Origin of the sequence: Neorhizobium galegae (genome assembly GCF_017877055.1) — a bacterium.
GTDB classification, from domain to species: domain Bacteria; phylum Pseudomonadota; class Alphaproteobacteria; order Rhizobiales; family Rhizobiaceae; genus Neorhizobium; species Neorhizobium galegae_D.
The window spans coordinates 930,558-950,915 of the sequence record NZ_JAGIPG010000002.1; the positions used below are offsets into that span (position 1 = coordinate 930,558).

General features: G+C 62.4%; 19 protein-coding genes and 1 riboswitch. Of the genes, 12 read left to right on the forward strand and 7 right to left on the reverse strand.

Features of this window, described 5'->3' with window-relative positions:
- Complete coding sequence (locus J2857_RS14735; protein WP_210010864.1) at nt 1–978, reverse strand: L-threonylcarbamoyladenylate synthase; 978 nt, start codon at nt 976–978, stop codon at nt 1–3.
- A gap of 33 nt (nt 979–1,011) precedes the next feature.
- The gene (locus tag J2857_RS14740; RefSeq protein WP_245363501.1) at nt 1,012–1,560 is read right to left on the reverse strand and encodes a DUF6656 family protein; all 549 of its coding nucleotides are present in this window, start codon (nt 1,558–1,560) and stop codon (nt 1,012–1,014) included.
- Nucleotides 1,561–1,791: 231 nt separating this feature from the next.
- A riboswitch (cobalamin riboswitch) is annotated at nt 1,792–2,021 on the forward strand.
- Between the two features lie 101 nt (nt 2,022–2,122).
- Between J2857_RS14740 and J2857_RS14745 the strand changes: the two genes are divergently transcribed.
- The 3 genes from J2857_RS14745 to J2857_RS14755 all read left to right on the forward strand — a co-directional run bounded on the left by J2857_RS14745 (nt 2,123) and on the right by J2857_RS14755 (nt 4,530).
- Nucleotides 2,123–3,367, forward strand: coding sequence for an aromatic ring-hydroxylating oxygenase subunit alpha (locus J2857_RS14745; RefSeq protein ID WP_210010866.1), 1,245 nt, complete (start codon nt 2,123–2,125; stop codon nt 3,365–3,367).
- Nucleotides 3,368–3,465: 98 nt separating this feature from the next.
- Nucleotides 3,466–3,888 carry a BA14K family protein gene (locus tag J2857_RS14750; RefSeq protein WP_210010867.1) on the forward strand — a complete coding sequence of 141 codons (423 nt, stop codon included), beginning with the start codon at nt 3,466–3,468 and terminating at the stop codon, nt 3,886–3,888.
- 189 nt (nt 3,889–4,077) lie between these two features.
- A complete protein-coding gene (locus tag J2857_RS14755; protein WP_210010868.1) occupies nt 4,078–4,530 on the forward strand; it encodes a BA14K family protein in 453 nt (150 codons plus the stop codon).
- A 66-nt stretch (nt 4,531–4,596) separates the two neighbouring features.
- Here the strand turns inward: J2857_RS14755 and J2857_RS14760 are convergent, their stop codons facing one another.
- Nucleotides 4,597–5,592, reverse strand: a complete 996-nt coding sequence (locus J2857_RS14760) for a transporter (protein WP_210010869.1) — start codon at nt 5,590–5,592, stop codon at nt 4,597–4,599.
- 148 nt (nt 5,593–5,740) lie between these two features.
- On the opposite strand from J2857_RS14760, the gene J2857_RS14765 reads away from it, so the two are divergent.
- The 4 genes from J2857_RS14765 to J2857_RS14780 all read left to right on the forward strand — a co-directional run bounded on the left by J2857_RS14765 (nt 5,741) and on the right by J2857_RS14780 (nt 9,023).
- The gene (locus J2857_RS14765) at nt 5,741–5,899 is read left to right on the forward strand and encodes a hypothetical protein (RefSeq protein WP_210010870.1); all 159 of its coding nucleotides are present in this window, start codon (nt 5,741–5,743) and stop codon (nt 5,897–5,899) included.
- Between the two features lie 101 nt (nt 5,900–6,000).
- Complete coding sequence (locus tag J2857_RS14770; RefSeq protein WP_210010871.1) at nt 6,001–7,794, forward strand: acyl-CoA dehydrogenase; 1,794 nt, start codon at nt 6,001–6,003, stop codon at nt 7,792–7,794.
- Nucleotides 7,795–7,805: 11 nt separating this feature from the next.
- Nucleotides 7,806–8,564: a crotonase/enoyl-CoA hydratase family protein gene (locus J2857_RS14775; protein ID WP_210010872.1), complete on the forward strand. Its 759-nt coding sequence runs from the start codon at nt 7,806–7,808 to the stop codon at nt 8,562–8,564.
- Between the two features lie 84 nt (nt 8,565–8,648).
- Nucleotides 8,649–9,023: a hypothetical protein gene (locus J2857_RS14780; protein WP_210010873.1), complete on the forward strand. Its 375-nt coding sequence runs from the start codon at nt 8,649–8,651 to the stop codon at nt 9,021–9,023.
- 38 nt (nt 9,024–9,061) lie between these two features.
- Here the strand turns inward: J2857_RS14780 and J2857_RS14785 are convergent, their stop codons facing one another.
- The 3 genes from J2857_RS14785 to J2857_RS14795 form a co-directional block, all read right to left on the reverse strand.
- Nucleotides 9,062–10,645, reverse strand: a complete 1,584-nt coding sequence (locus J2857_RS14785) for a peroxidase family protein (RefSeq protein ID WP_210010874.1) — start codon at nt 10,643–10,645, stop codon at nt 9,062–9,064.
- Between the two features lie 130 nt (nt 10,646–10,775).
- Nucleotides 10,776–12,020, reverse strand: a complete 1,245-nt coding sequence (locus J2857_RS14790; protein WP_210010875.1) for a class I SAM-dependent RNA methyltransferase — start codon at nt 12,018–12,020, stop codon at nt 10,776–10,778.
- Nucleotides 12,017–12,781, reverse strand: a complete 765-nt coding sequence (locus J2857_RS14795; protein ID WP_210010876.1) for a TlyA family RNA methyltransferase — start codon at nt 12,779–12,781, stop codon at nt 12,017–12,019. Before J2857_RS14795 ends, J2857_RS14790 begins: the two co-directional genes overlap by 4 nt.
- A gap of 153 nt (nt 12,782–12,934) precedes the next feature.
- Here J2857_RS14795 and J2857_RS14800 point away from each other — a divergent pair, with 153 nt between their 5' ends.
- The 5 genes from J2857_RS14800 to J2857_RS14820 all read left to right on the forward strand — a co-directional run bounded on the left by J2857_RS14800 (nt 12,935) and on the right by J2857_RS14820 (nt 18,388).
- Nucleotides 12,935–14,875, forward strand: coding sequence for a methyl-accepting chemotaxis protein (locus tag J2857_RS14800; RefSeq protein WP_210010877.1), 1,941 nt, complete (start codon nt 12,935–12,937; stop codon nt 14,873–14,875).
- A 122-nt stretch (nt 14,876–14,997) separates the two neighbouring features.
- Nucleotides 14,998–15,993, forward strand: a complete 996-nt coding sequence (locus tag J2857_RS14805) for a DUF4424 domain-containing protein (RefSeq protein ID WP_210010878.1) — start codon at nt 14,998–15,000, stop codon at nt 15,991–15,993.
- A 120-nt stretch (nt 15,994–16,113) separates the two neighbouring features.
- Nucleotides 16,114–16,707 (forward strand): cytochrome b, encoded by a 594-nt coding sequence (locus J2857_RS14810; protein WP_210010879.1) that lies wholly within the window; start codon nt 16,114–16,116, stop codon nt 16,705–16,707.
- Nucleotides 16,704–17,291: a YceI family protein gene (locus tag J2857_RS14815; RefSeq protein WP_210010880.1), complete on the forward strand. Its 588-nt coding sequence runs from the start codon at nt 16,704–16,706 to the stop codon at nt 17,289–17,291. The genes J2857_RS14810 and J2857_RS14815 overlap by 4 nt, the downstream gene beginning before the upstream one ends.
- 257 nt (nt 17,292–17,548) lie before the next feature.
- Entirely contained in the window at nt 17,549–18,388 is an 840-nt protein-coding gene (locus J2857_RS14820) for a 2OG-Fe(II) oxygenase (RefSeq protein WP_210010881.1), read from the forward strand.
- Between the two features lie 24 nt (nt 18,389–18,412).
- Here the strand turns inward: J2857_RS14820 and dxs are convergent, their stop codons facing one another.
- Nucleotides 18,413–20,332, reverse strand: coding sequence for a 1-deoxy-D-xylulose-5-phosphate synthase (gene dxs / locus J2857_RS14825; RefSeq protein WP_210010882.1), 1,920 nt, complete (start codon nt 20,330–20,332; stop codon nt 18,413–18,415).
- Between the last annotated feature and the right edge of the window lie 26 nt (nt 20,333–20,358).

The window sequence follows — 20,358 nt, forward strand, 5'->3', positions numbered from 1 at the left end:
TTATTCCCGCGGGGCGGCCGCCCTCGCCAGCCGGTCGTTGATCGCTTCGCCGAGCCCATGGTCGGGAATGGGCGTGACGGCGATACTGGCGGCGCCGGTCGCATCGGCCTGCTTCAGATAGTCGAACAGATTTGCCGCCGCCTGCGCAAGATCGCCGGAGAGGCTCAGGTCAAAAACCGCCTTTGCCAGTTCTATTCCCTTCACCCGAGCGGAACCGAACCGGATCAATGCTTCGCCTTCATCGACATGGTCGGCGTTGAGCCTGACCTGCGCTCCCGGCGCGTAATGGGAGGCGAGCATGCCGGGGGCCTCGATGATCGCCGCCGGGCCTTCCGGCCGGATCACCTCAAAGCCGATGGCTTTTTCGATCTCTTCCGCCGCAACCCCGCCCGGCCGCAACAGCCGGATCACACCGTCCTCGACGCGAACGATGGTCGACTCCACGCCGACCGGCGCCGCACCGCCGTCGATGATCAACGCCAACTTGTCGCCGAGGTCGTCGGCGACGTGGGCCGCGCTGGTCGGGCTCACCTTGCCGGACGTATTGGCACTGGGGGCGGCGAGCGGCTTGCCGAAGGCGCGGATCAGTTCGGACGCGAAACCCTTGGGAAGCCGGATGCCGACCGTATCGAGCCCGGCCGTCGCCAGCGTATGAATGCCGCTTTCGGGCTTCAGGGGAAGGATCAGGGTGAGGGGACCCGGCCAGAAGGCTTCGGCAAGCCTGCGCGAGATCGGATCGAAGTCGGCATAGCGCTCGGCCATGTCGAGATCCGACATGTGGCAGATCAGCGGGTTGAAGCGCGGTCGGCCTTTGGTCTCATAGATGCGGGTGATGGCGGCGGGATTCGTGGCGTCGGCCGCAAGTCCGTAGACCGTCTCCGTCGGGATCGCCACGGGAAGTCCGTCCGCAAGGACGGCGCACGCTTGACGAAGCGCGCCGTCATGATCCCGGGTGATGTCGATGATTTGAGCCGTCATATCCGCCCGTCAATAACGCGGCCCGGGGCGTCTTCAAAGCCTTTTGATGATCTCGCGAAGCATTTCGTTGGACGTGCCGAGCATCAGGACGTTCTTGATGGCTTCCATCGGATCGTTGGTCTGGAACAGAAGGCCGTTCTTGCGGATCGTGCGGTTGATCTGCAGCGGCTGACCGGCCTCGCGTTCGACCGCAACGGCAAAATACATGCGCGAATAGGCCGGGCTGATATGTTCGAAGAACGTTTCTTCCTCGCCGATCTTGGAGAAGAAGTTGGCAATATAGAAAGACCAGCTCACAGGGACGCCGCGTGGAAGAAACGTTCTTGCCGCGGTGACATGGCAATAGCCGAGATGTGGCCGCTCATCGAGCGTGTGGTGAAAGATAATCTTCGGAAACTGGATCGAACGATGGAAGGAGTTGATCCGGTTGTGGCTCGTTTCCCCGGCTGCCTCGAGCCTTTTGCCAGTGCGCTCGGCGACCTCTTCATGGGTGAGATAACGGCGCTCTTCCGGCAGCCAGACCGGATTGTAGCGGGCGATGCGCCCTGTCCGGAGGAATTCCGAATGGGCAGCAGTCTTCATCACCACCGGCGCCGGAGGCTTTGGTGGAGGAGCTTTGTAATAACGAATCTTTCCCTTGGCCTGCACGGTGGCATCGCTCCCATTCGAGCCGGGATTTTATGGCTTATCCCTTAATGACAGGTTTCGCTTTCGCGGGGCTGGAGTGTTGCATTTTGGGCCGTTTCGCCGCTGTCGCCAACGCGGTTGCCGATGTCGCAATGTCGCCTATGCGACACGCTCGCTCGATGATTATATCCGCCTCGATCTTGAGGTGCCGCCTGGCTAGGGAAGGCGGAGAATTGGGAAGCCGGCAAGGGTCTTGCAAGCCCTCATCCGGCGCTGCCCCCGCAACGGTGGTGGAGCAAGAAGCTTGGCATGAGCCACTGGGAAAGAGCCGAAAAGGCCGCCCGGGAAGGCGCCGAGCCCGTCCCGCAGGGGACATGCTCCTGAGCCCGGAAACCAGCCTCGGGACAAAAGATGACGACCGGACGCGGCGGGCGTTCGGGACAGGGTTTGGGGCGGGCTTCAAGGCCTGCGGCATTTCCATGTCCTTCCGCTGTCCATTTTTGACGAGGAAGGTAATATGGAAATTCGCAATCAGGCCCTGCGGCAGCTCAAGAACCGCCGTGAAGGCTTCAGCCTCGAACAGCCCTTCTATACCGATCCCGCCTATTACAAGCTCGATCTGGAAATGATCTGGTACCGCGACTGGCTGTTCGTCGGACATGATTGCGAGCTGCCCAAGGCCGGAGCCTATTTCACCTTGCAGATCGGTGACTATCCGATCGTCATCGTGCGCGGTCGCGACAACCAGATCCGGGCGCTGCACAATACCTGCCGCCACCGCGGCAGCCGCGTCTGCACCAAGGAGCACGGCTCGGCGGTCCGGCTCGTCTGTCCATACCACCAATGGACCTACGAGCTGGACGGCTCGCTTCTGGTCGGCCGCCAGATGGGTCAGGATTTCGACAAGACCCAGTTCAGCATGAAGAAGGTCCATTGCGAAAGCGTCGCCGGCTATATCTTCATCTGCCTTGCCAACGAGGCGCCGGATTTCGCGCCGGTTCGCGCGGCGATCGAGCCCTATATGGCCCCGCATCGCCTGTCGGAAGCCAAGGTCGCACACCAGTCGACGATCATCGAGAAGGGGAACTGGAAGCTCGTCTGGGAAAACAATCGCGAGTGCTACCACTGCGCCGCCAACCACCCGGAACTCTGCCGCACCTATCCGGAATCGCCGACCGCGACCGGCGTCCAGGGTGCCAAGGACGATCCGGTCATCGCCGCCCACTGGCAGCGTTGCGAGGAGGCCGGGTTGCCGAGCGAGTTCCGGATGGACGAGACCGGCCAGTTCCGCGTCGCCCGCATGCCGCTGATCGAGGATGCCGAGAGCTATACGATGACCGGCCGCAACGCCGTCCAGCGCAAACTCTCCGACGACGTGACGATCAACTCGATCGGCACCATGCTGCTCTTCCACTATCCGAGCAGCTGGAACCACATTCTCGGCGACCACGCGATCTCGTTCCGCGTCACCCCGCTCGGGCCGGAGGAGACGGCGGTCACCACCAAATGGCTGGTTCACAAGGATGCGGTCGAGGGCGTCGATTACAATCTCGAAGAACTGACCCATGTCTGGAACATGACCAACGATCAGGACCGTCAGATCGTCGAGGAAAACGCCTTCGGCATCCGCTCGCCCGCCTATGAGCCGGGTCCCTATTCGGCGCTCCACGAGGGCGGCGTCATGCAGTTCGTCGAATGGTACTCGAACTTCATGGTCAACCGCCTGCAGGGCGACCAGGCGAAACTCTCGATCGTCGCCTGATCGCCAAGTCGTGATCGGCACCGGGTGCCCTGCCAGGAACGGAAACTGAGATCCGGCGTTGTTTTCTGATTGAAAATCAGAATGAGGAAACGCTCAAGATGAATGCTTTTCGTTTGCGCCTGACCGCCGCGGCAGTTGCCGTTGCGACGATGTTCGCCGGTGTCGTCCCTGTACAGGCAGTTCAGATGCCGGCTGCCCCGTCAGGCATTTCGGCCGCCGGCGATATCACCAGTATCCAGTACCGTCGTGACTTCCGGCGTGACCGATATGGCTGGTATCGTGGCCACCGCGGTTATCGCGATCGCCGGCCCGGCTACCGTTATTACAACGGATTCTGGTTCCCGCTCGCCGCCTTCGGCGCCGGTGCCATCATCGGTGGTGCAATACAGGCAGACCGTGGCGGTTATTCGAGCCGTCACGTCGCCTGGTGTGAAAGCCGCTATCGCAGCTACCGGGCCTGGGACGATACCTATGCGCCGCGCGCCGGCGTGCGGGCACGCTGTATCTCGCCTTATAGGTAAGCAAGCATTGTTCGTCTCGACAGCAAGCCCGGTCGCGGATATGCCGCGACCGGGCTTGCTGCGTCGCGGGCACGTTAATTGCGCATTCAGGATGAACTTCCTAAGGTTGCGGCGAAATTGAAAATCCGCTGCATACTGAAATATTGCCTGGTAAAATTGAAACATAGACAAGGGATCTGGGGACTTAACATGAATCTTTTAAAGAAGATCGCGGTTGCGGGCATCTCCGCTGCCGTTCTCGCCGGCTCGCTGATGCCGGCTCAGGCGCTGCCGTTGCCGTCCGCTCCCGGTATTGGCGTCGAAACGGACGCCAATACCGGCGTCACCCTCGTGCAGTACCGTCGCCATGGCGACGGCTGGTATGGCGGGCATCGCGGCTATCGCCACTACCGTCCGGGCTATCGCCACCATAACGGCTACTGGTTCCCGCTGGCTGCATTCGGTGCCGGCGCCCTGATCGGCGGCGCCATCGCCGCTCAGCCGCGTTATGCCGAACCGGCTCCGGCCTATGGCGGTGGCGACGATATCAATCCGCGCCACTACGAATGGTGCGCTGATCGTTACCGCTCCTACGACGCCTATTCGAACTCGTTCCAGCCGAACTACGGCCCGCGCCAGACGTGCTACTCGCCTTATTTCTAAGTTCCCGATAGCCACTAATCCACCCGTCCGGTATCGAACCCGGGCGGGTTTTCATTTGTTCGGCGGTCAGAGAATTCCGGTGCGCTTCAACAGCCACCAGGCGGCAAGCACCGAAACGCCGATCAGGCCGAAGGCATAGGCCGTCCCGCCGGAATTCCCCTCGAAGGGTAGCGACGAGGTGTTCATGCCGAAAAATCCGGTAACCAATGTCGGCGGCAGCAGGAAGGCGGTCATCAGCGACAGGATGTAGAGGTGCCGGTTGGTTTCAGAGGAGAGCTTCGAGTCGATTTCCTCGTGCAGCAGCCGGGCGCGTTCCTGTAGCGCGTAGACGTCGTGATCCGCCGCCTCCAGCCGGCCGATCAACCGCGCGGCAGCGTCGTCGAAGCCGGGCGGCATCTCGTCGTCGTCGGTCGCCGCGGCGCGCCGCAGCAGCGTCAGCACCGTCCTCAGGTGCCGGTGCAGCCTGACCACCGTTCGCCTGATCGGCGCAAGCCTGCGCCTCTCGTCGCGCGGCGTATTGTCGTAGACGAAATCCTCGATAATGTTCATCTCTTCGGTCAGCTCCATCACCAGCGCAATCAGGGTGCGCTGGAATTCCGCGACCAGGGTCTCGAACACGTCGATCGGCTTCATGTAGCGCGAGGCGTTCTTTTCGATCGCAGCCCGCACCCGGTCGATCGAACGCAGGGGCTGCAGGCGCGTGGTGATGATGATCCTGTCCGAGACGAAGAAATGCAGCCAGCCGATATTGCGGGTCTCGCTGTCGAATTCCCGCTGGAAGTCGACAAGCGTGCCATAGACGAGCTGCTCGTCGAGCGTCACGGCGGCGTGCGTGTCATGGGTGGTGAGTGCGGCGATAGCCGGCGGTGTCAGGCCAGGAAAGCTCTCCAGGAAGGCGTTGACGCGGCTGTCGGCGAGATTGAGATGCAGCCACAGGAACCCGTCGCCGACTTCGAGATCGCTGCGCGTCGCATCGAGCGGCAACCGGGTGCAGGGGGCCGAGCCCGGATGGAAGCGATAGGCCCAGACGAGGCCTGGGACAGCGGGGTTCACGAGGGACATGGGCGAGGAATCCGGAAGCATAGGCATCACTCCATAGACCTCTTGTGTAACGCTGGTTTCAACAAGATTCTCTAAAGCAGAAGAAGTTGCTTGGGCTTGTCATTCGGTCAGCGCCGTCGCCAGCGGCTCAACGCGACTGGAAATTGATATGCCGCCCGGAAATGAATATCGCAAGCAATCCGAAGCTGTCGCCGCCGCCGACCGAAACGATCCGGACCTTTTTGCGTGGCCGGACGCCGCGCTTGCCGACTATCTGGCGGACGAAGACGAAGGCCTCGTCGAGACAGCCCTGGTGAAGGAATATTGACAACGGTATTTACGTTTACGTAAAAAGCATATGAGGAATGCCGACGGAGCAGAATCGGCTAGAATACGGCAGTTACGTCTGCGCCCACGAGGAGGAGCATCATGTACAAGGCACCGGTCGAGGAGATCGCCTTCACCCTGAACCATGTGGCGGGCCTTTCCGACGCCCTGGAGATCGGCAGGTTCGGCGACCTGAGCGCCGATCTGGTCGAGGCGATCCTGGAAGAGGCGGGACGGTTTGCCGGCAACGAAATGGCGCCGCTCGGCGAGATCGGCGACAAACAGGGCGCCAGCCTCACCGACGGCAAGGTGAAGACGCCGGACGGCTGGCCGGAACTCTATCGTCACTGGCGGGAGGGCGGCTGGAACGGCCTGACCGCGCCGGAAGCTTATGGCGGACAGAACCTGCCGCATATGCTCAACGTCGCCGCGCTCGAAATGTGGAATTCCGCCTCCATGGCGTTCGCGCTCGCCCCGACGCTGACGATGGGCGCGATCGAGGCGCTGGTCGCCCACGGCAGCCATGCGCTGAAGGAAAAATACCTCGCAAAGATGGTGTCTGGCGAATGGACCGGTACCATGAACCTGACCGAGCCGCATGCCGGCTCCGATCTCGGTGCCCTGAAGACCCGCGCCGAGCGCAGCGACGACGGCACCTACCGCATTTTCGGCCAGAAGATCTTCATCACCTGGGGCGAGCACGACGCCGCCGACAATATCATCCATCTGGTGCTGGCACGGCTTCCCGATGCGCCTGCCGGTACCCGCGGCATCTCGCTTTTTCTGGTGCCGAAATTCCTGGTGGGCGACGATGGATCGCTCGAAGCCCGCAACGACGTCTTCTGCCATTCGATCGAACACAAGCTCGGCATCCACGGCTCGCCGACCTGCACGATGATCTATGGCGACGGCAAATATTCTCCCGGCAACGACGAGGACAAGGGTGCGGTCGGCTGGTTGATCGGTGAGGAGAACAAGGGCCTCGCCTGCATGTTCACGATGATGAACAATGCCCGCCTGGCGGTCGGCATGCAGGGGGTGGCGATCGCCGAGGCCGCCACCCAGAAGGCGGTCGCCTATGCCCAGGATCGCACCCAGGGCAAGGCGCCCGGCTGGTCAGGTAACGGGATGAGCCCGATCATCGAGCATCCGGATATCGCCCGCACGCTGATCACCATGAAGGCGCTGACGCAAGGGGCGCGCGCCATCTGCTATGCCTGCGCCCACGCGATCGACATGTCGCACCATACCGAAGGCGCCGAGGCCCGCCACTGGACCGAACGCGCAGCGCTGCTGACGCCGATCGCCAAATCCTTCGCGACCGATGCCGGCGTCGATGTCGCGTCGCTCGGCATCCAGGTGCATGGCGGCATGGGCTTTATCGAGGAGACGGGTGCTGCCCGTTACCTGCGCGACGCCCGCATCGCGCCGATCTACGAGGGTACCAACGGCATCCAGGCGATCGACCTCGTGACCCGCAAGCTGCCGCTCTCCTCGGGCGACCAGGTGCGCGGCTTCCTCGGCGAGTTGAAGGAGATCGCCGACAAGGTCTCCGCCTCCAACGACACTGCATTCGGCGAGACGGGCGACCGCCTGCGGGCTGCAATCGCCGCACTCGAAACCGCCACCGGCTGGCTCCTGGAAACGCAGGGTGCCGGCAGGACGGCCGATGCGCTCGCCGGTGCGACGCCCTATCAGCGCCTGTTCGGCCTGGTGCTGACCGGCTGCTACCTCGCCAAGGGCGCGCTTGTCGCCGCCGATAACGGCGGCCCCGAGAAGCGCGTCGCGCTCTGCCGCTTCATGGCCGAGAACCTGCTCGCCGAAACCTCGGCCCTGAAGGACCGGGTCATTTCGGGCGCAGCGAGCTTACAAGCTGCCCGCGCGATCCTGGCCTGAAGGAGATATCCGTGAGCGACAGCCACATCCTCGTCGAGCATCCTGAGGCCCATCCAGGCGTCATGGTCATCCGCTTCAACCGGCCGGAAAAGAAGAACGCCATCACTTCCGCCATGTACAACCGCATGACCGCGGCACTCGAAGAGGCCAACCGCGATGACGCCATCCGCGCCGTCGCCTTCCTGGGCACCGAAGGTTGCTTCTCCGCCGGCAACGACATGGGCGATTTCCTGGCCTATGCCATGTCCGGATCGAAGGAGGCGCCTGCCGCCGCCGTCTTCATCAAGGCGCTGGCGCTGGCCGAGAAACCGCTGGTATCCGGTGTTGATGGCCTGGCGATCGGCATCGGCACTACCTTGAACATGCATTGCGATCTCACGGTCGCGTCGGCGCGCAGCCTGTTCAAGACGCCCTTCGTCGATCTGGCGCTGGTGCCGGAAGCTGCCTCCAGCCTGCTCGCACCGAAAGTCATTGGCCACCAGCGCGCCTTTGCCATGCTGGTGGCGGGCGAGGGTTTTTCGGCAGTTGCCGCGCTCGATGCCGGTCTGATCTGGAGGATCGTCGAGCCGGACGTGGTCGAAGCCGAAACGCTGGCACTTGCCCTAAACCTTGCGAAGAAACCGCCGCAAGCCCTGAAGATCGCCCGCGATCTGGTGCGGGGCCCGCGCGACGCGGTGCTTGCCCGCATGGATGAGGAACTGGTGCATTTCTCCGCCCAGCTCAAAAGCGCCGAGGCGCGCACTGCCTTCGAGGCCTTCATGCGGCGTTAACGGTGCCGCATGGGAAATTTTTGTTCCCGTCTTCTTTTGACGCAACTTCACCGCTAGATTGCCTCCACAACTTGGGAGGAAAAAATGTCGTATCGTTTCTGGTCGTGCCTGCTCGTATTGCTTCTGGGAATAGCGCCGGCGCAGGCCGAGATGCTGGCATTCCCATTGCAGAGCCAGCCGCTGCAACTCGCCCAGAGCCCCTCCGTCACTATCGGGCCGAATGGCGTCATCATCCGCCGTGATGATGATCGTGACCGGTATCGTGACGCAGACCGGTATCGCGACCGTGACCGCGATAGAGATCGCCCCCGCCCGCAACGTTATGTCTGCGTCGTCTCCCCGCCGCCGAGCATGGACCGCCGTCGTCCCTATGTCTGCAACGCCGAACCGGGTCGCGTTGGCGGCCGTTGCCGCTGCTCGGGCGTCGTCGGCAGCGGCACGCTTGATCTCGATCGGTGAATGGCCCGGCGGTCCTCCGCCGAGCCGTTATCGGCTGTTCAGCCGATCGGGTTGATATCCCCCACGAAGCGTATCAGGTCGGCCATGGTGAAGTGGCCGGCCGCGGCGCTGGGCAATTCCGGCTTCCAGTTGGAGCGCAGCCACAGGAACGACTCGTGGTCCCCGTGCACGAGGCCGAGAAACGTCTCCGCGACGATGGTCGATGCCATCGGGCCGAGGCGTTCGCCCTGGTGGTAGTGCTGCGCCTCCTTCAGCACGTAGTACCAGAGCGGCGTCTTGATGTGCAGGCCGTGCCGCTCCGCAACTGTGCCGTCCTCGCCCCTGGCGATCTGCTCCGGCGCCATCGGCGTGAGGTTGATGGCTCGACAGACATCCTGACCGGATGGCAGGCCGATCTGCACCCCACGCCGCAGGTTGCGAAAGGCGAGATTGGCTTCCCGCCTCTCGGTCTCGGTCGGGTCCTCCCGAAGGCCGGGAAGTGCATGAAGCGAAGGCGTGATGAACGGGTCCAGCCGCCGCGAGAAGTTGAAGGCAAAATCGGGATTGTCGGTTCCCTCGATATCGAAGAACCTCCGCCAGTCGATCGCCCAGTTGGACGGAAGAGCGACCTGCGGATTGAGCGGGAAGTCTTTGGGATCCGGATCCAACTCGCCGACGATCTTGCCCGACTTGCCGGTGAAGAAGAAGAGCAGCGGAAGCGTACCATTGGCAATCGCGCCGGGGCCGGGATGGAAGACGTGATTGTGGCTGTATGTCTCGCGCACCATCGAATGGCCGAGACGGTAGGCGGCCGCTGCAAATTCCGCGGGCATATAGGGCGTCTCGACGAACCGGTAATAACGCCGGCCGGCATTTTTGATCTTGCGGACGAGCCCCGGCTCGGTCAGCCTTTCGACGAAATCGAACAACACGATCCACTGATAGTGCCAGGTGACGATGCGGCGCGCTTCCTTGAAAAGTGCGGCTCCATCCAGGCCGGGTTGCTTCTCTTTGACCCACTCGACGACGGCATTGTGGAACTTGATCATCAGCAGGTGGGTCTGCGCGACGAGGAGATTTTCGTCGTTCCGCTCGTCGAAGATCAACGCGTGGCCGACCTGGTTGCGCGGCAGATCGTTTGGCAGGGACGGTATTTTCTTGGCTGGATTGGTCGGTGAATTGTCCCCGGATTCCGCCGCATGCCCCACCAGCAGCTTCGGGCTGATCCTGAAGCTCACCGGATCGCGCTGGTAAAGATAGGGATGAATGCCCGGGCCATCTCCGTAGAGCGAATCGAGATCGAGTGCCGGACTTCTGAAATTCCTGGTTGCCAGGGGATCAGCCTTCTGCTGATCGAGCGGCGTCGTATCGAGCGTGATGTCGTGATCGACGAATTGGCCGAAATAGGTAAAGCCTGCGGGGATGTTCTTGTTGTCACCCGCAGGATCGGGGTTTTCGCCGGGATCCCCCGGCTCCTTCATCGCGCGGGCGAGTTCGATCAGGATATCGTCGTCGACATTGAGCGGATCCAGTTTCGGAAACATCCGCCCGAATTTACCGGGATCCCCATGCCCGGTCTGAGACTGAAGCGTCTCCCAGTGCATGCCGCGGACGCCGTGTCCATGCATTGCGAATTCTGTCATGATTGTCCTCCTTCGAAGACCATCGCCGCTGGTTATTCGCGGTTGATGGTTGCACCGAAGGATGGCACCTTAACCCTTGGATGCAAACCAATCGAACGCAATCAAGGATTGTTGGAGTCGTGCAAGGCGGCTATTTTTGCAGCAGCGCCACCGCTTCCACGTGCGGCGACCAGAGGAACTGGTCGATCGGCGTGACGGCCTTGATCTCGTATCCGCCATCGACAAGAATTCTGAGGTCGCGGGCGAGCGTCAGCGGGTTGCAGCTGACCGCCACGACCGTCTTGACGCTCGAACGGGCGAGATCCTGCATCTGGACTTCGGCCCCGGCGCGCGGCGGATCGAAGACGACGGCATCGTAGTTCTTCAGTTCGGACACCATCATCGGTCGGCGGAACAGGTCGCGTTTCTCCACCGACACGGGCTTCAGCCCCTGCGTATTGCGGGCGGCGTGATCGAGCGCTCTGACCGACTTCTCGTCGCCTTCGACCGCATGCACCTTGGCGATGCGGGCGAGCCTCAGCGAAAACGTGCCGGAACCGGCAAACAGGTCGATCACGCGCTTGGCCTTGCCGACATGCGAGAGCACCAGTTCGGCCATCGCGTCTTCTGCCGGTTTCGTCGCCTGGGTAAAGGCGCCGGGCGGTGGGGAGACCTTGACGCCGCCGAAATCCACCAGCGGCTTCTGCAATTCGATGACGATCTCGCCATTCACCGAAACCCGCGCGATGCTTTTCAGCGCGAGCATGGTCTCGGTTACCGTGCGTCGCTGCTTGTCGTCGAGCGGCTTCAGCCCCTCCGCGGCGAGGTCGAGACCGGCGAGGGTTTCGAGAACCGAGATCCGGAACGTCTCCGAGCCGGTCGCCAGTGCCTTGCCCACGGCGCGGATCGCCTCCAGCCGGGCAACGATGCCGGGCGAGGCGATCGGACATTCCACGATCGAGACGATATGGTTGGTCTCGGCGCGGTTGAAGCCGAGCAGAAATTCCTTCTCGGTCCGGCGGGCGGAAAATACCACCCGCCGACGCTCGCCGGGATGCGCTATGACCAACTCGCCCACTTCAGGCGTCAGGCCCTTGGATTTCAGCGCTTCGACGACGAGATTGCGCTTGAAGGCGTGGTAGGGCGCGTCCGCCAAATGCTGCAGCGAACAGCCGCCACAGGCGTCGCTGTCCGGTCCGAAGTGGCGACAGGCCGGTGTCACCCGGTCCGGCGAGGGGTTGGAGGTCGACATGACCGTGCCGTGATCGCCGTTGCGGGCGATCGCCAGCGTTTCGCCGGGCAGCGCATAGGGCACGTAGACAGGGCCGTCTTCGCCGTTGGCGATGCCGTGTCCCTGGGCGCCCAGCCGATTGATCGTGACGGTCACCGTGCTCATGAGGGTTCACCGGGCTTGCGGCCTGCGAGCAGATATTCCTGGTTGCCGTCGCCGCCGGCTATCGGGGAAGGGATGAGCCCGAGGCTCGCCCAGCCCATCTCTTCGACCAGCCAGCGTTCGAGCTCGGCTGCCACCTGCGGCGCCGTCTCCGGCTCCTTCAACAGCCCGGCCTTGCTGATGGCATCGCGCCCCGCCTCGAATTGCGGCTTGACCAGCAGCACGCAATGCGCGCCGGGCTCGGCAAGGTCGAGGGCCGGCGCCAGCGCCAGCTTCAGCGAAATGAACGAGACGTCCGAGACGATGAAGGTGATCTCGCGGTCGTCATAATCCTCGGCAGTCAGATGGCGGGCGTTGAGGCCCTCGATATTGGTGACGCGCGGTTCGGCGAGCAGCCGCGGATGCATCTGCCCATGACCGACGTCGATCGAGGTGACATGCTCTGCGCCGCGCATGATCAGCACTTCGGTAAAGCCGCCAGTCGAGGCGCCGATATCGAGACAGTCATGGCCGGCCGGATCGAGCTTGAAGTGGTCTAGCGCCGCAACGAGCTTCAGCGCCGCGCGGGACACGTAATCCTGCGCCGGGTCGTCGATGGTGAGTTTCGCGTCGAGCGGGAAGGTAAGGCTCGGCTTGGTGACGACACGGCCGTTGACCGTGACGGTGCCGCGGGCGATCGCGTCGCGCGCACGGGCTCGGCTCGCGACGAGATTGAGCGAGACGAGAAGCTGGTCGAGGCGTTGGTTTTCGGGAGTTGAGGACATGGTAGCAGTCAATGCCTGCCTATCGCCTGGCTTGCAAGGGGCTTGCCCCATGAAAACTCCCAGCCGCATTCAATCAAATTTTAATCATGTTGGGATTCTCTCCAGGCTGGAGGAGATGTCCAATGCTGTTTCAACTGAGAGCGGAAGCAACTGATGTCGCTTAAAGACCTATCCCTGAACAAGAAGCTGATCATCACCTTTGCGGCGTTGATGTCGATCTGCCTGCTGGCGTCCGCCGGCGTTTATTGGCAGGCGTTGAAATCGAGCCGGTCTTCCGCGCAACAGGTTGTCTCCCAGACCATCCTGATGCATGTGGACGCGGCGCTCGAAGCCATGCTGGAACAAGCCGTCAATCAGCGCGGCTTCCTGCTCTTCAAGAGCGACAGCACCTATGCGGACGTCTTCAACAACCGCGAGAAGATGATCACGGCGATCGACGCCGCCAAAAAGGCGGCCGCCGGCATGCCGGATATGATCGCTTCGCTCGATGCGATGCGGGCCGCAGCCGACGTGTTTCACACCCAGCTCACCGTTCCGCAGCTCGATGCGCGCAAGAACACCAGCAAGCCGATCGATGAAGTCATCGAGATCGGCCGCAACCAGTCGAAGGGCCAGCTCGACGTGTTCCGCGATGCTGCCGCCAAGATCAAGAAACAGGCTTTCGATCTGTCGACCGCGATGGTCAAGGCCCAGACCGGCGCCCATAACGACCTGTTGCTGACGCTTCTGGCCGGCGGCGCCATTGCAGGCCTCATTGCGGTTGCCCTCGTGCTTGCCCTGTCGCGAGCCATCGTCAAGCCGATCGCGGGCATGACGGAAGCCATGACCAGCCTTGCCGGCGGCAATCACGACATCCAGGTTCCGGCCCTCGAACGCGGCGACGAAGTCGGCCGCATGGCCAAGGCCGTCACGGTCTTCAAGGATGCGGCGATCGAAAAGCAGCGTCTGGCCCGCGATACGGATATGCTGCGCGATACCAGCGAGCGCGAACGCCTCGAGAACGATGCCCAGAAGGCACGCGAAGCCGCCAATATCGAGTTTGCCATCGACGCGCTTGCCACCGGCCTTGCAAGCCTTGCCGATGGCGATGTCGCCTACCGTATCGAAAAGCCCTTCTCCGGCAATCTCGACCGGCTGCGCACCGACTTCAACCAGGCGCTCGGCCGTCTGCAGTCGGCCCTTCAGGCGGTCGGCGAGAATGCCTCGGCGATCAGCGCCGGCGCGGGCGAAATCCGCTCCGCGGCCGACGATCTCGGTCGCCGCACCGAACAACAGGCCGCAGCCGTCGAAGAGACCGCCGCCGCACTCGAACAGGTGACGACGACGGTGAAGGAATCGGCTCGGCGTGCAGAGGATGTCGGCCAGCGTGTCGAGCGCACCCGCATCGGCGCCGAGAAATCGGGCGAAGTTGTCCGCCGTGCGGTCTCCGCCATGGAGCAGATCTCAAAGTCCTCCGGCGAGATCAGCAATATCATCAGCGTCATCGACGACATCGCCTTCCAGACCAACCTGCTCGCACTCAACGCAGGCGTCGAGGCGGCTCGCGCCGGCGAGGCGGGCAAGGGTTTTGCGGTCGTCGCACAGGAAGTCCGCGAGCTCGCCCAGCGTTCCGCAAATGCGGCAAAGGAGATCAAGGCGTTGATCACCACCTCCAGCCAGCAGGTGGATGCGGGCGTCGCGCTGGTCGGCGAGACCGGCCAGGCGCTGGAAGCGATCGTCGGTGAAGTGCAGCAGATCAACCAGCACCTTTCCGCCATCGTCATCTCCACCCGCGAGCAGTCGACCGGTCTCCAGGAGATCAACACGTCGGTCAATGCGATGGACCAGGGTACGCAGCAGAACGCCGCCATGGTCGAAGAGCAGAATGCGGCAAGCCACAAGCTCGCCCAGGAAGCCCAGGCGCTCGACGCCCTGCTGAGGCAGTTCAATTTCGGGGGTACGCCGGCAGCTCGGATCTCTCGTCCGGTTGCCGCTCCGTCGACAGCCCGTCCGGTGGCATCGCCGGCGAACGCCCTGCGTTCCACCGTCGCCCGCGCCTTTTCCGGCAAGGCGGCGAGCGCCGCGGCCGTGAAGGAAGAGTGGTCGGAATTCTGATCAGCCCATTCTGATTGATCTGAAAGGCAGGCCGGAAGACCAACCGGCCTGCCTTCTCTGTTGCAGCATTTGCGTCTATCGTCCGGCGGCCGGAAAGCCGGCAGCGAACCGGAGGGACGGAAATGCGGTGGACCTTGCTGATCGGCGGGCTTTTGCTTGTCTCGAACCCGGCACTCGCCAACGATTCCATGGCGGAACTGAAGACGGGCGGGCTGATCTACGTCCAGACCTCCGATGTCGCGATGGCCGAGGAGCAGCTCTACATTTCCCGTGAGGAAGTGCTGGTCGACTACGTCTTCAAGAATACCAGCGACAAGGACGTCGAAAGCGTCATCGCCTTCCCGATGCCGGATATCACCGGCAGCATGGACAGCAATATCGCCCTCGACGATACCGACGCCGACAATTTCCTCGGCTTTTCGGTCGTGCAGGACAGCCGGCAGATCAAGCCGGAACTGCAGCAGCGGGTGCTGGCGGCCGGCATCGACCGCACAGACGAACTCGTGGCGCGCAACATTCCGCTTCTGCCCTATAGCGACAGGACGCTCGCCGCACTCAAGGCCCTGCCCGAGGACGTGAAGACGGCGTGGATCGCCGAGGGGCTGGTGTTCGTCAACCGCTACGATGCCGGCAAGGGCTGGCAGGAGGATCTGACGCCGGCCTGGACGCTGCGATCGGTCTATTGGTGGAAGACGAAATTCCCGGCAGGAAAGCCCGTCCGCGTCAGCCACCGCTACAAGCCGAGTGTCGGCGGCACTGTCGCCATGACCTTCATCGACCAGGGCAAACCGGCGACGAACTACAAGGACTATGCCGAGCGCTACTGCATCGACGCCGCCTTCATGAAGACGGCCGCAAAGCTTGAAGCCGCGGCTGGGAAAAGCGGCCCGAACTATACGGAGCATTGGGTGTCGTACATCCTCACCACCGGCGCCAACTGGGGCGGATCGATCGGCAAGTTCAAGCTGACGATCGACAAGGGCAGGGCGCAGGACTACGTCAGCTTCTGCGGCAACGGCGTGAAAAAGGTCGGCCCCACGACCTTCGAGATGACCGCTGACGATTTCTATCCGGAAAAGGACTTGAATATCCTGTTCCTGACGGCCGCCGATCAGTAACGGCGGCACAAATCTTCATTCAATAATATTGAATGAACGTGATCGCGACGGCGCTTGCCGCTCGGCTTGGAAAGTACGATGTTTCGTTTGTGAATAGCCGAAGAATTCCGGAAGCATCCCATGCCGCGTCGCTCCGCTGGTGGCTATGACCTTGTCGCGATTGCTCTGCACTGGACGATCGCGGTGCTGATCCTCGGCCTGCTGGTCCTCGGCTTTATCATGACCCGCCGATCGATCGATCCCGCCCTGCAGTTCTCGCTCTTCCAGTGGCACAAGTCCTTCGGCATGCTGGCACTGCTGATGGCCGCCGTGAGGCTGGTTCGTTCGCTGACCGCCGTGCGCGTGAAGCCCGTGGAAGGTCTGAGTGCCCTGGAACGTCGCACGGCCCATGCGATGCACTATCTGCTGTTGACTTTGGCGGTGGTGGTGCCGGTGGCCGGCTGGATGATCGCTTCCGCATCGCCGCTCGAAATTCCCACTTTCGCGTTCAACCTCGTCGTCATTCCGCATCTTCCGGTGCCGAAGTCGGAAGCCGCCGAGATGTGGTGGACGACCGTCCATGCGGTTCTCGCCTATTCGACGCTGGCACTCGTCTTCCTGCATTCCGCCGCCGCACTCTACCACCACTATGTCAGGCACGACGACGTGCTCACCCGCATGCTCGGAAGCCGGTATCGCACCGTCAAAACGTCAATCGAGGAGCCGGAACCATGACCCGCAAGACAGCCGTCATCGCAGCAATGCTGCTCACCATGTCGCTTCCCCAGGCCAGCTTCTCCGCGGTCGACGTCCCGAGCCTCGCGGAGGCGGCCGGGCGTTATGCCATCACGCCCGGTTCCCGCATCGCCTTTGCGGTGGATCAGGTGGGCGGCGGCGGCATCAAAGGAAAATTCGGCAAGTTTTCGGGCACGTTCAACCTGAAAGCCGGCGATCTCGCGCATTCCATGGTGAATTTCGACCTGAAGCCGGAAAGCGTCAGCACCGGCCAGGATCGCATCGATGCCTTCCTGCGCTCCGGCGCCGTCTTCGATTCCTCTCGGTTCGAGACGATCTCGTTCCGGTCGGAACGGGTCGAGCAGACCGGCCCGGACAGCGCCCGCATCACCGGAACGCTGACCGCCAAGGGGCATAGCTCATCCGAAATCTTCGATGTGAAGCTGACCTCCTGGAACGGCCGAAAGATAGGCTTCAAAGTCAGCGGCAAGATCTACCGCTCGCGCTACGCCATGGACGTCGGCACACCGATCTATTCCAACGTCGTGCAGTTCGACATGGTGATCGAGGGCGAGCGGAGCTAGAGACAGCGCCCTCGGTCGGGTCCATTACTTCATTCGACGTAGGAAGATGCTGCTTCGGAGCCTTGCCTTGGAAAAGGGTTGCAGGAGTGCGAGACACCGTCAACTGAAGTTATTGATTCTAAATTCAGGTTTTAAAACGAGCGGTTCGATTTGGAATCCCTCTAACAACTAACGCTTTCGAAGTATGGACTTTTGTCACGGTTGCGCCATCCAAAAAATATGACACTCTGACCGAAGTATAGTCTGGGGGGAGTGTAATGGCGCAGTTAGTATATCCCATTGATCCGGACACTCTTCTGGCAGATGTTGATGCTGCTCGCTCGATGGCCCGGAATTATGCCGAGGCTTACCAATCGGCATCGCCTTATCCGCATATCTGCATCGACAATTTCCTGCCCGAGCAAATTCTGGAAAACGTCCTGGCCGACCTCAGGAATCGTCCCGAAAAGGAGACGACTTTTGCGAGGGCGCAGGAGAACAAGAAGGTCTCCTATGCTCCGGAGCGGCTTCCGACCTACACCAGGAACCTGTTCTATGCGCTGAATTCGCGCCCTTTCATCCTGTTCCTGGAGGAGATGACCGGTATCGAGGGATTGATCCCCGACCCGTTCTTTTTCGGCGCCGGCGTCCATGAGACCGCCAACGGCGGTCATCTCGATATCCACGCGGATTTCAACCTTCATTCCAAGATGAAGGTCGAGCGCCGGCTCAACACGCTGATCTATCTCAACAAGGGTTGGCGGGAAGAGTGGGGCGGCTCTTTCGAAATCTGGGACAAGGAGATGAAGGGCAAGGTGCACAGTTTCACCCCGCTGTTCAACCGCATGGTCACCTTCTCGACCACGTCGGACTCCTTCCACGGCAATCCCAGCGTCGTGAATCATCCGGAAGACAAGACGAGGGACTCGATCGCCCTCTACTATTACACGGCGACCTGGGACGAATCCCGCAAGTCGCATTCGACGCTCTTCAAGCCGCGGCCGAATTCGGCGGACAAGAAGGACTATGCCGAAATACGCCGCGACGTGCTGCGCGATTTCACGCCGCCAATGCTCTATCGCAAGATCATCGGGCCGCTGAGCCGCCTCGGTTTCTAGTCCGGGAGAGCCCGACGGTCAGGTTCAGCCGGCAAAACCGACCCCGATCTGGGGTTGGCCGAGTGTCCTGAACACGGTCGAGACGATGCCGGCGCGGTCGAGGCCGGCCTTGGCATACATTGCATCCGGGCTTGCCTGCTGCATCCAGATGTCCGGCAGCACCAGCGAGCGGATCTTCAGCCCGTTGTCGAGCAGGCCCTCGGTCGCCAGGAACTGCAGAACATGGCTGCCGAAGCCGCCGACCGCACCTTCCTCGATGGTGATGAGCACTTCATGATGGCGGGCGATCTGGCGGATCAGGTCCTGGTCCAGCGGCTTGGCGAAACGTGCATCCGCGACCGTTGTCGAAAGCCCGGCGGCATCGAGGTCCTCCGCGGCAAGCAGACATTCCTTGAGGCGCGTGCCGAAGGAGAGCAAAGCCACCTTGGCGCCCTGCTTGACCACCCGGCCCTTGCCGATTTGAAGAATTTGGCCGCGTTCCGGCAATTCGACGCCCACACCTTCGCCGCGCGGGTAACGGAAGGAGATCGGGCCTTCGTCATAGGCGGCCGCCGTGCGCACCATGTGCTTCAGCTCCGCCTCGTCGGCGGCAGCCATCACCACCATGCCCGGCAGGGTGGCGAGGAAGGTCGTATCGAACGATCCCGCATGGGTCGGCCCGTCGGCGCCGACGAAGCCGGCGCGGTCGATCGGGAATCGGACCGGCAGTCCCTGGATCGCCACGTCATGGACAACCTGGTCATAACCGCGCTGCAGGAAGGTCGAATAAAGCGCGCAGAACGGCTTGTAGCCTTCCGCCGCAAGGCCAGCCGCAAAGGTCACCGCATGCTGCTCGGCAATGCCGACATCGAAGGTGCGGGCCGGAAACACGTCCGCGAGCTTGTCGATGCCTGTGCCGTTCGGCATCGCGGCGGTGACGCCGACGATCTTCTCGTCGAGCTCAGCTTCCTGCACCAGCGCCTCGCCGAACACGCTCGTGTAGCTCGGTGCGTTCGGTTTCGATTTCGCCTGCGCGCCGGTGATGACGTCGAACTTGTTGACGCCGTGGTATTTGTCGGCGGCGGCTTCCGCCGGCGCGTAACCCTTGCCCTTCTGCGTCACCACATGGATCAAGACCGGGCCCCGGGCATTGTCGCGCACATTGCGCAGCACCGGCAGGAGGTGGTCGAAGGAATGACCGTCGATCGGGCCGATATGGTAGAAACCCATCTCCTCGAACATAGTCCCGCCGGTAACGTACCCGCGGGCATGTTCGACGGCGCGGGTGATCGCCCGGTCGACGTTCTTGCCAAGATAGGCAGTCAGTTTCTTGCCGAGATCGCGAAAACCCATATAGGTGCGGCCGGAGGCGAGACGGGCCAGATAGGCGCTCATCGCACCGGTCGGCGGGGCGATCGACATGTCGTTGTCGTTGAGGATGACGATCAGCCGCGCATCGAGCGCGCCGGCATTGTTCAGCGCCTCATAGGCCATGCCGGCCGACATCGCGCCGTCGCCGATGACGGCGATCACGTTGCGCTTCGAGCCCGAAAGATCGGCCGCGACCGCCATGCCGAGGCCGGCCGAGATCGACGTCGAGGAATGTGCGGCGCCGAATGGGTCGTATTCGCTCTCGGCCCGGCGAGTGAAGCCGGAAAGCCCGTCCTCCTGGCGCAGCGTGCGAATGCGGTCGCGCCGGCCGGTCAAGATCTTGTGCGGATAACACTGGTGGCCGACATCGAAGATCAGCCTGTCGTCCGGCGTGTTGAAGACCTTGTGGATGGCGATTGTCAGTTCCACGACGCCGAGGCCGGCGCCGAGATGGCCGCCGGTCCGCGAGACCGCATCGATCATCTCGTCGCGCAATTCGCGGGCGAGCTGCGTCAGGTCGCGATCATCGATCTCGCGAAGATCGGCAGGAAGCTTGACCTTGTCGAGCAGTGGCGTGGCGGGGATTGATGTCACGAATGGTGGCCTTTTCTGCTCTTTTC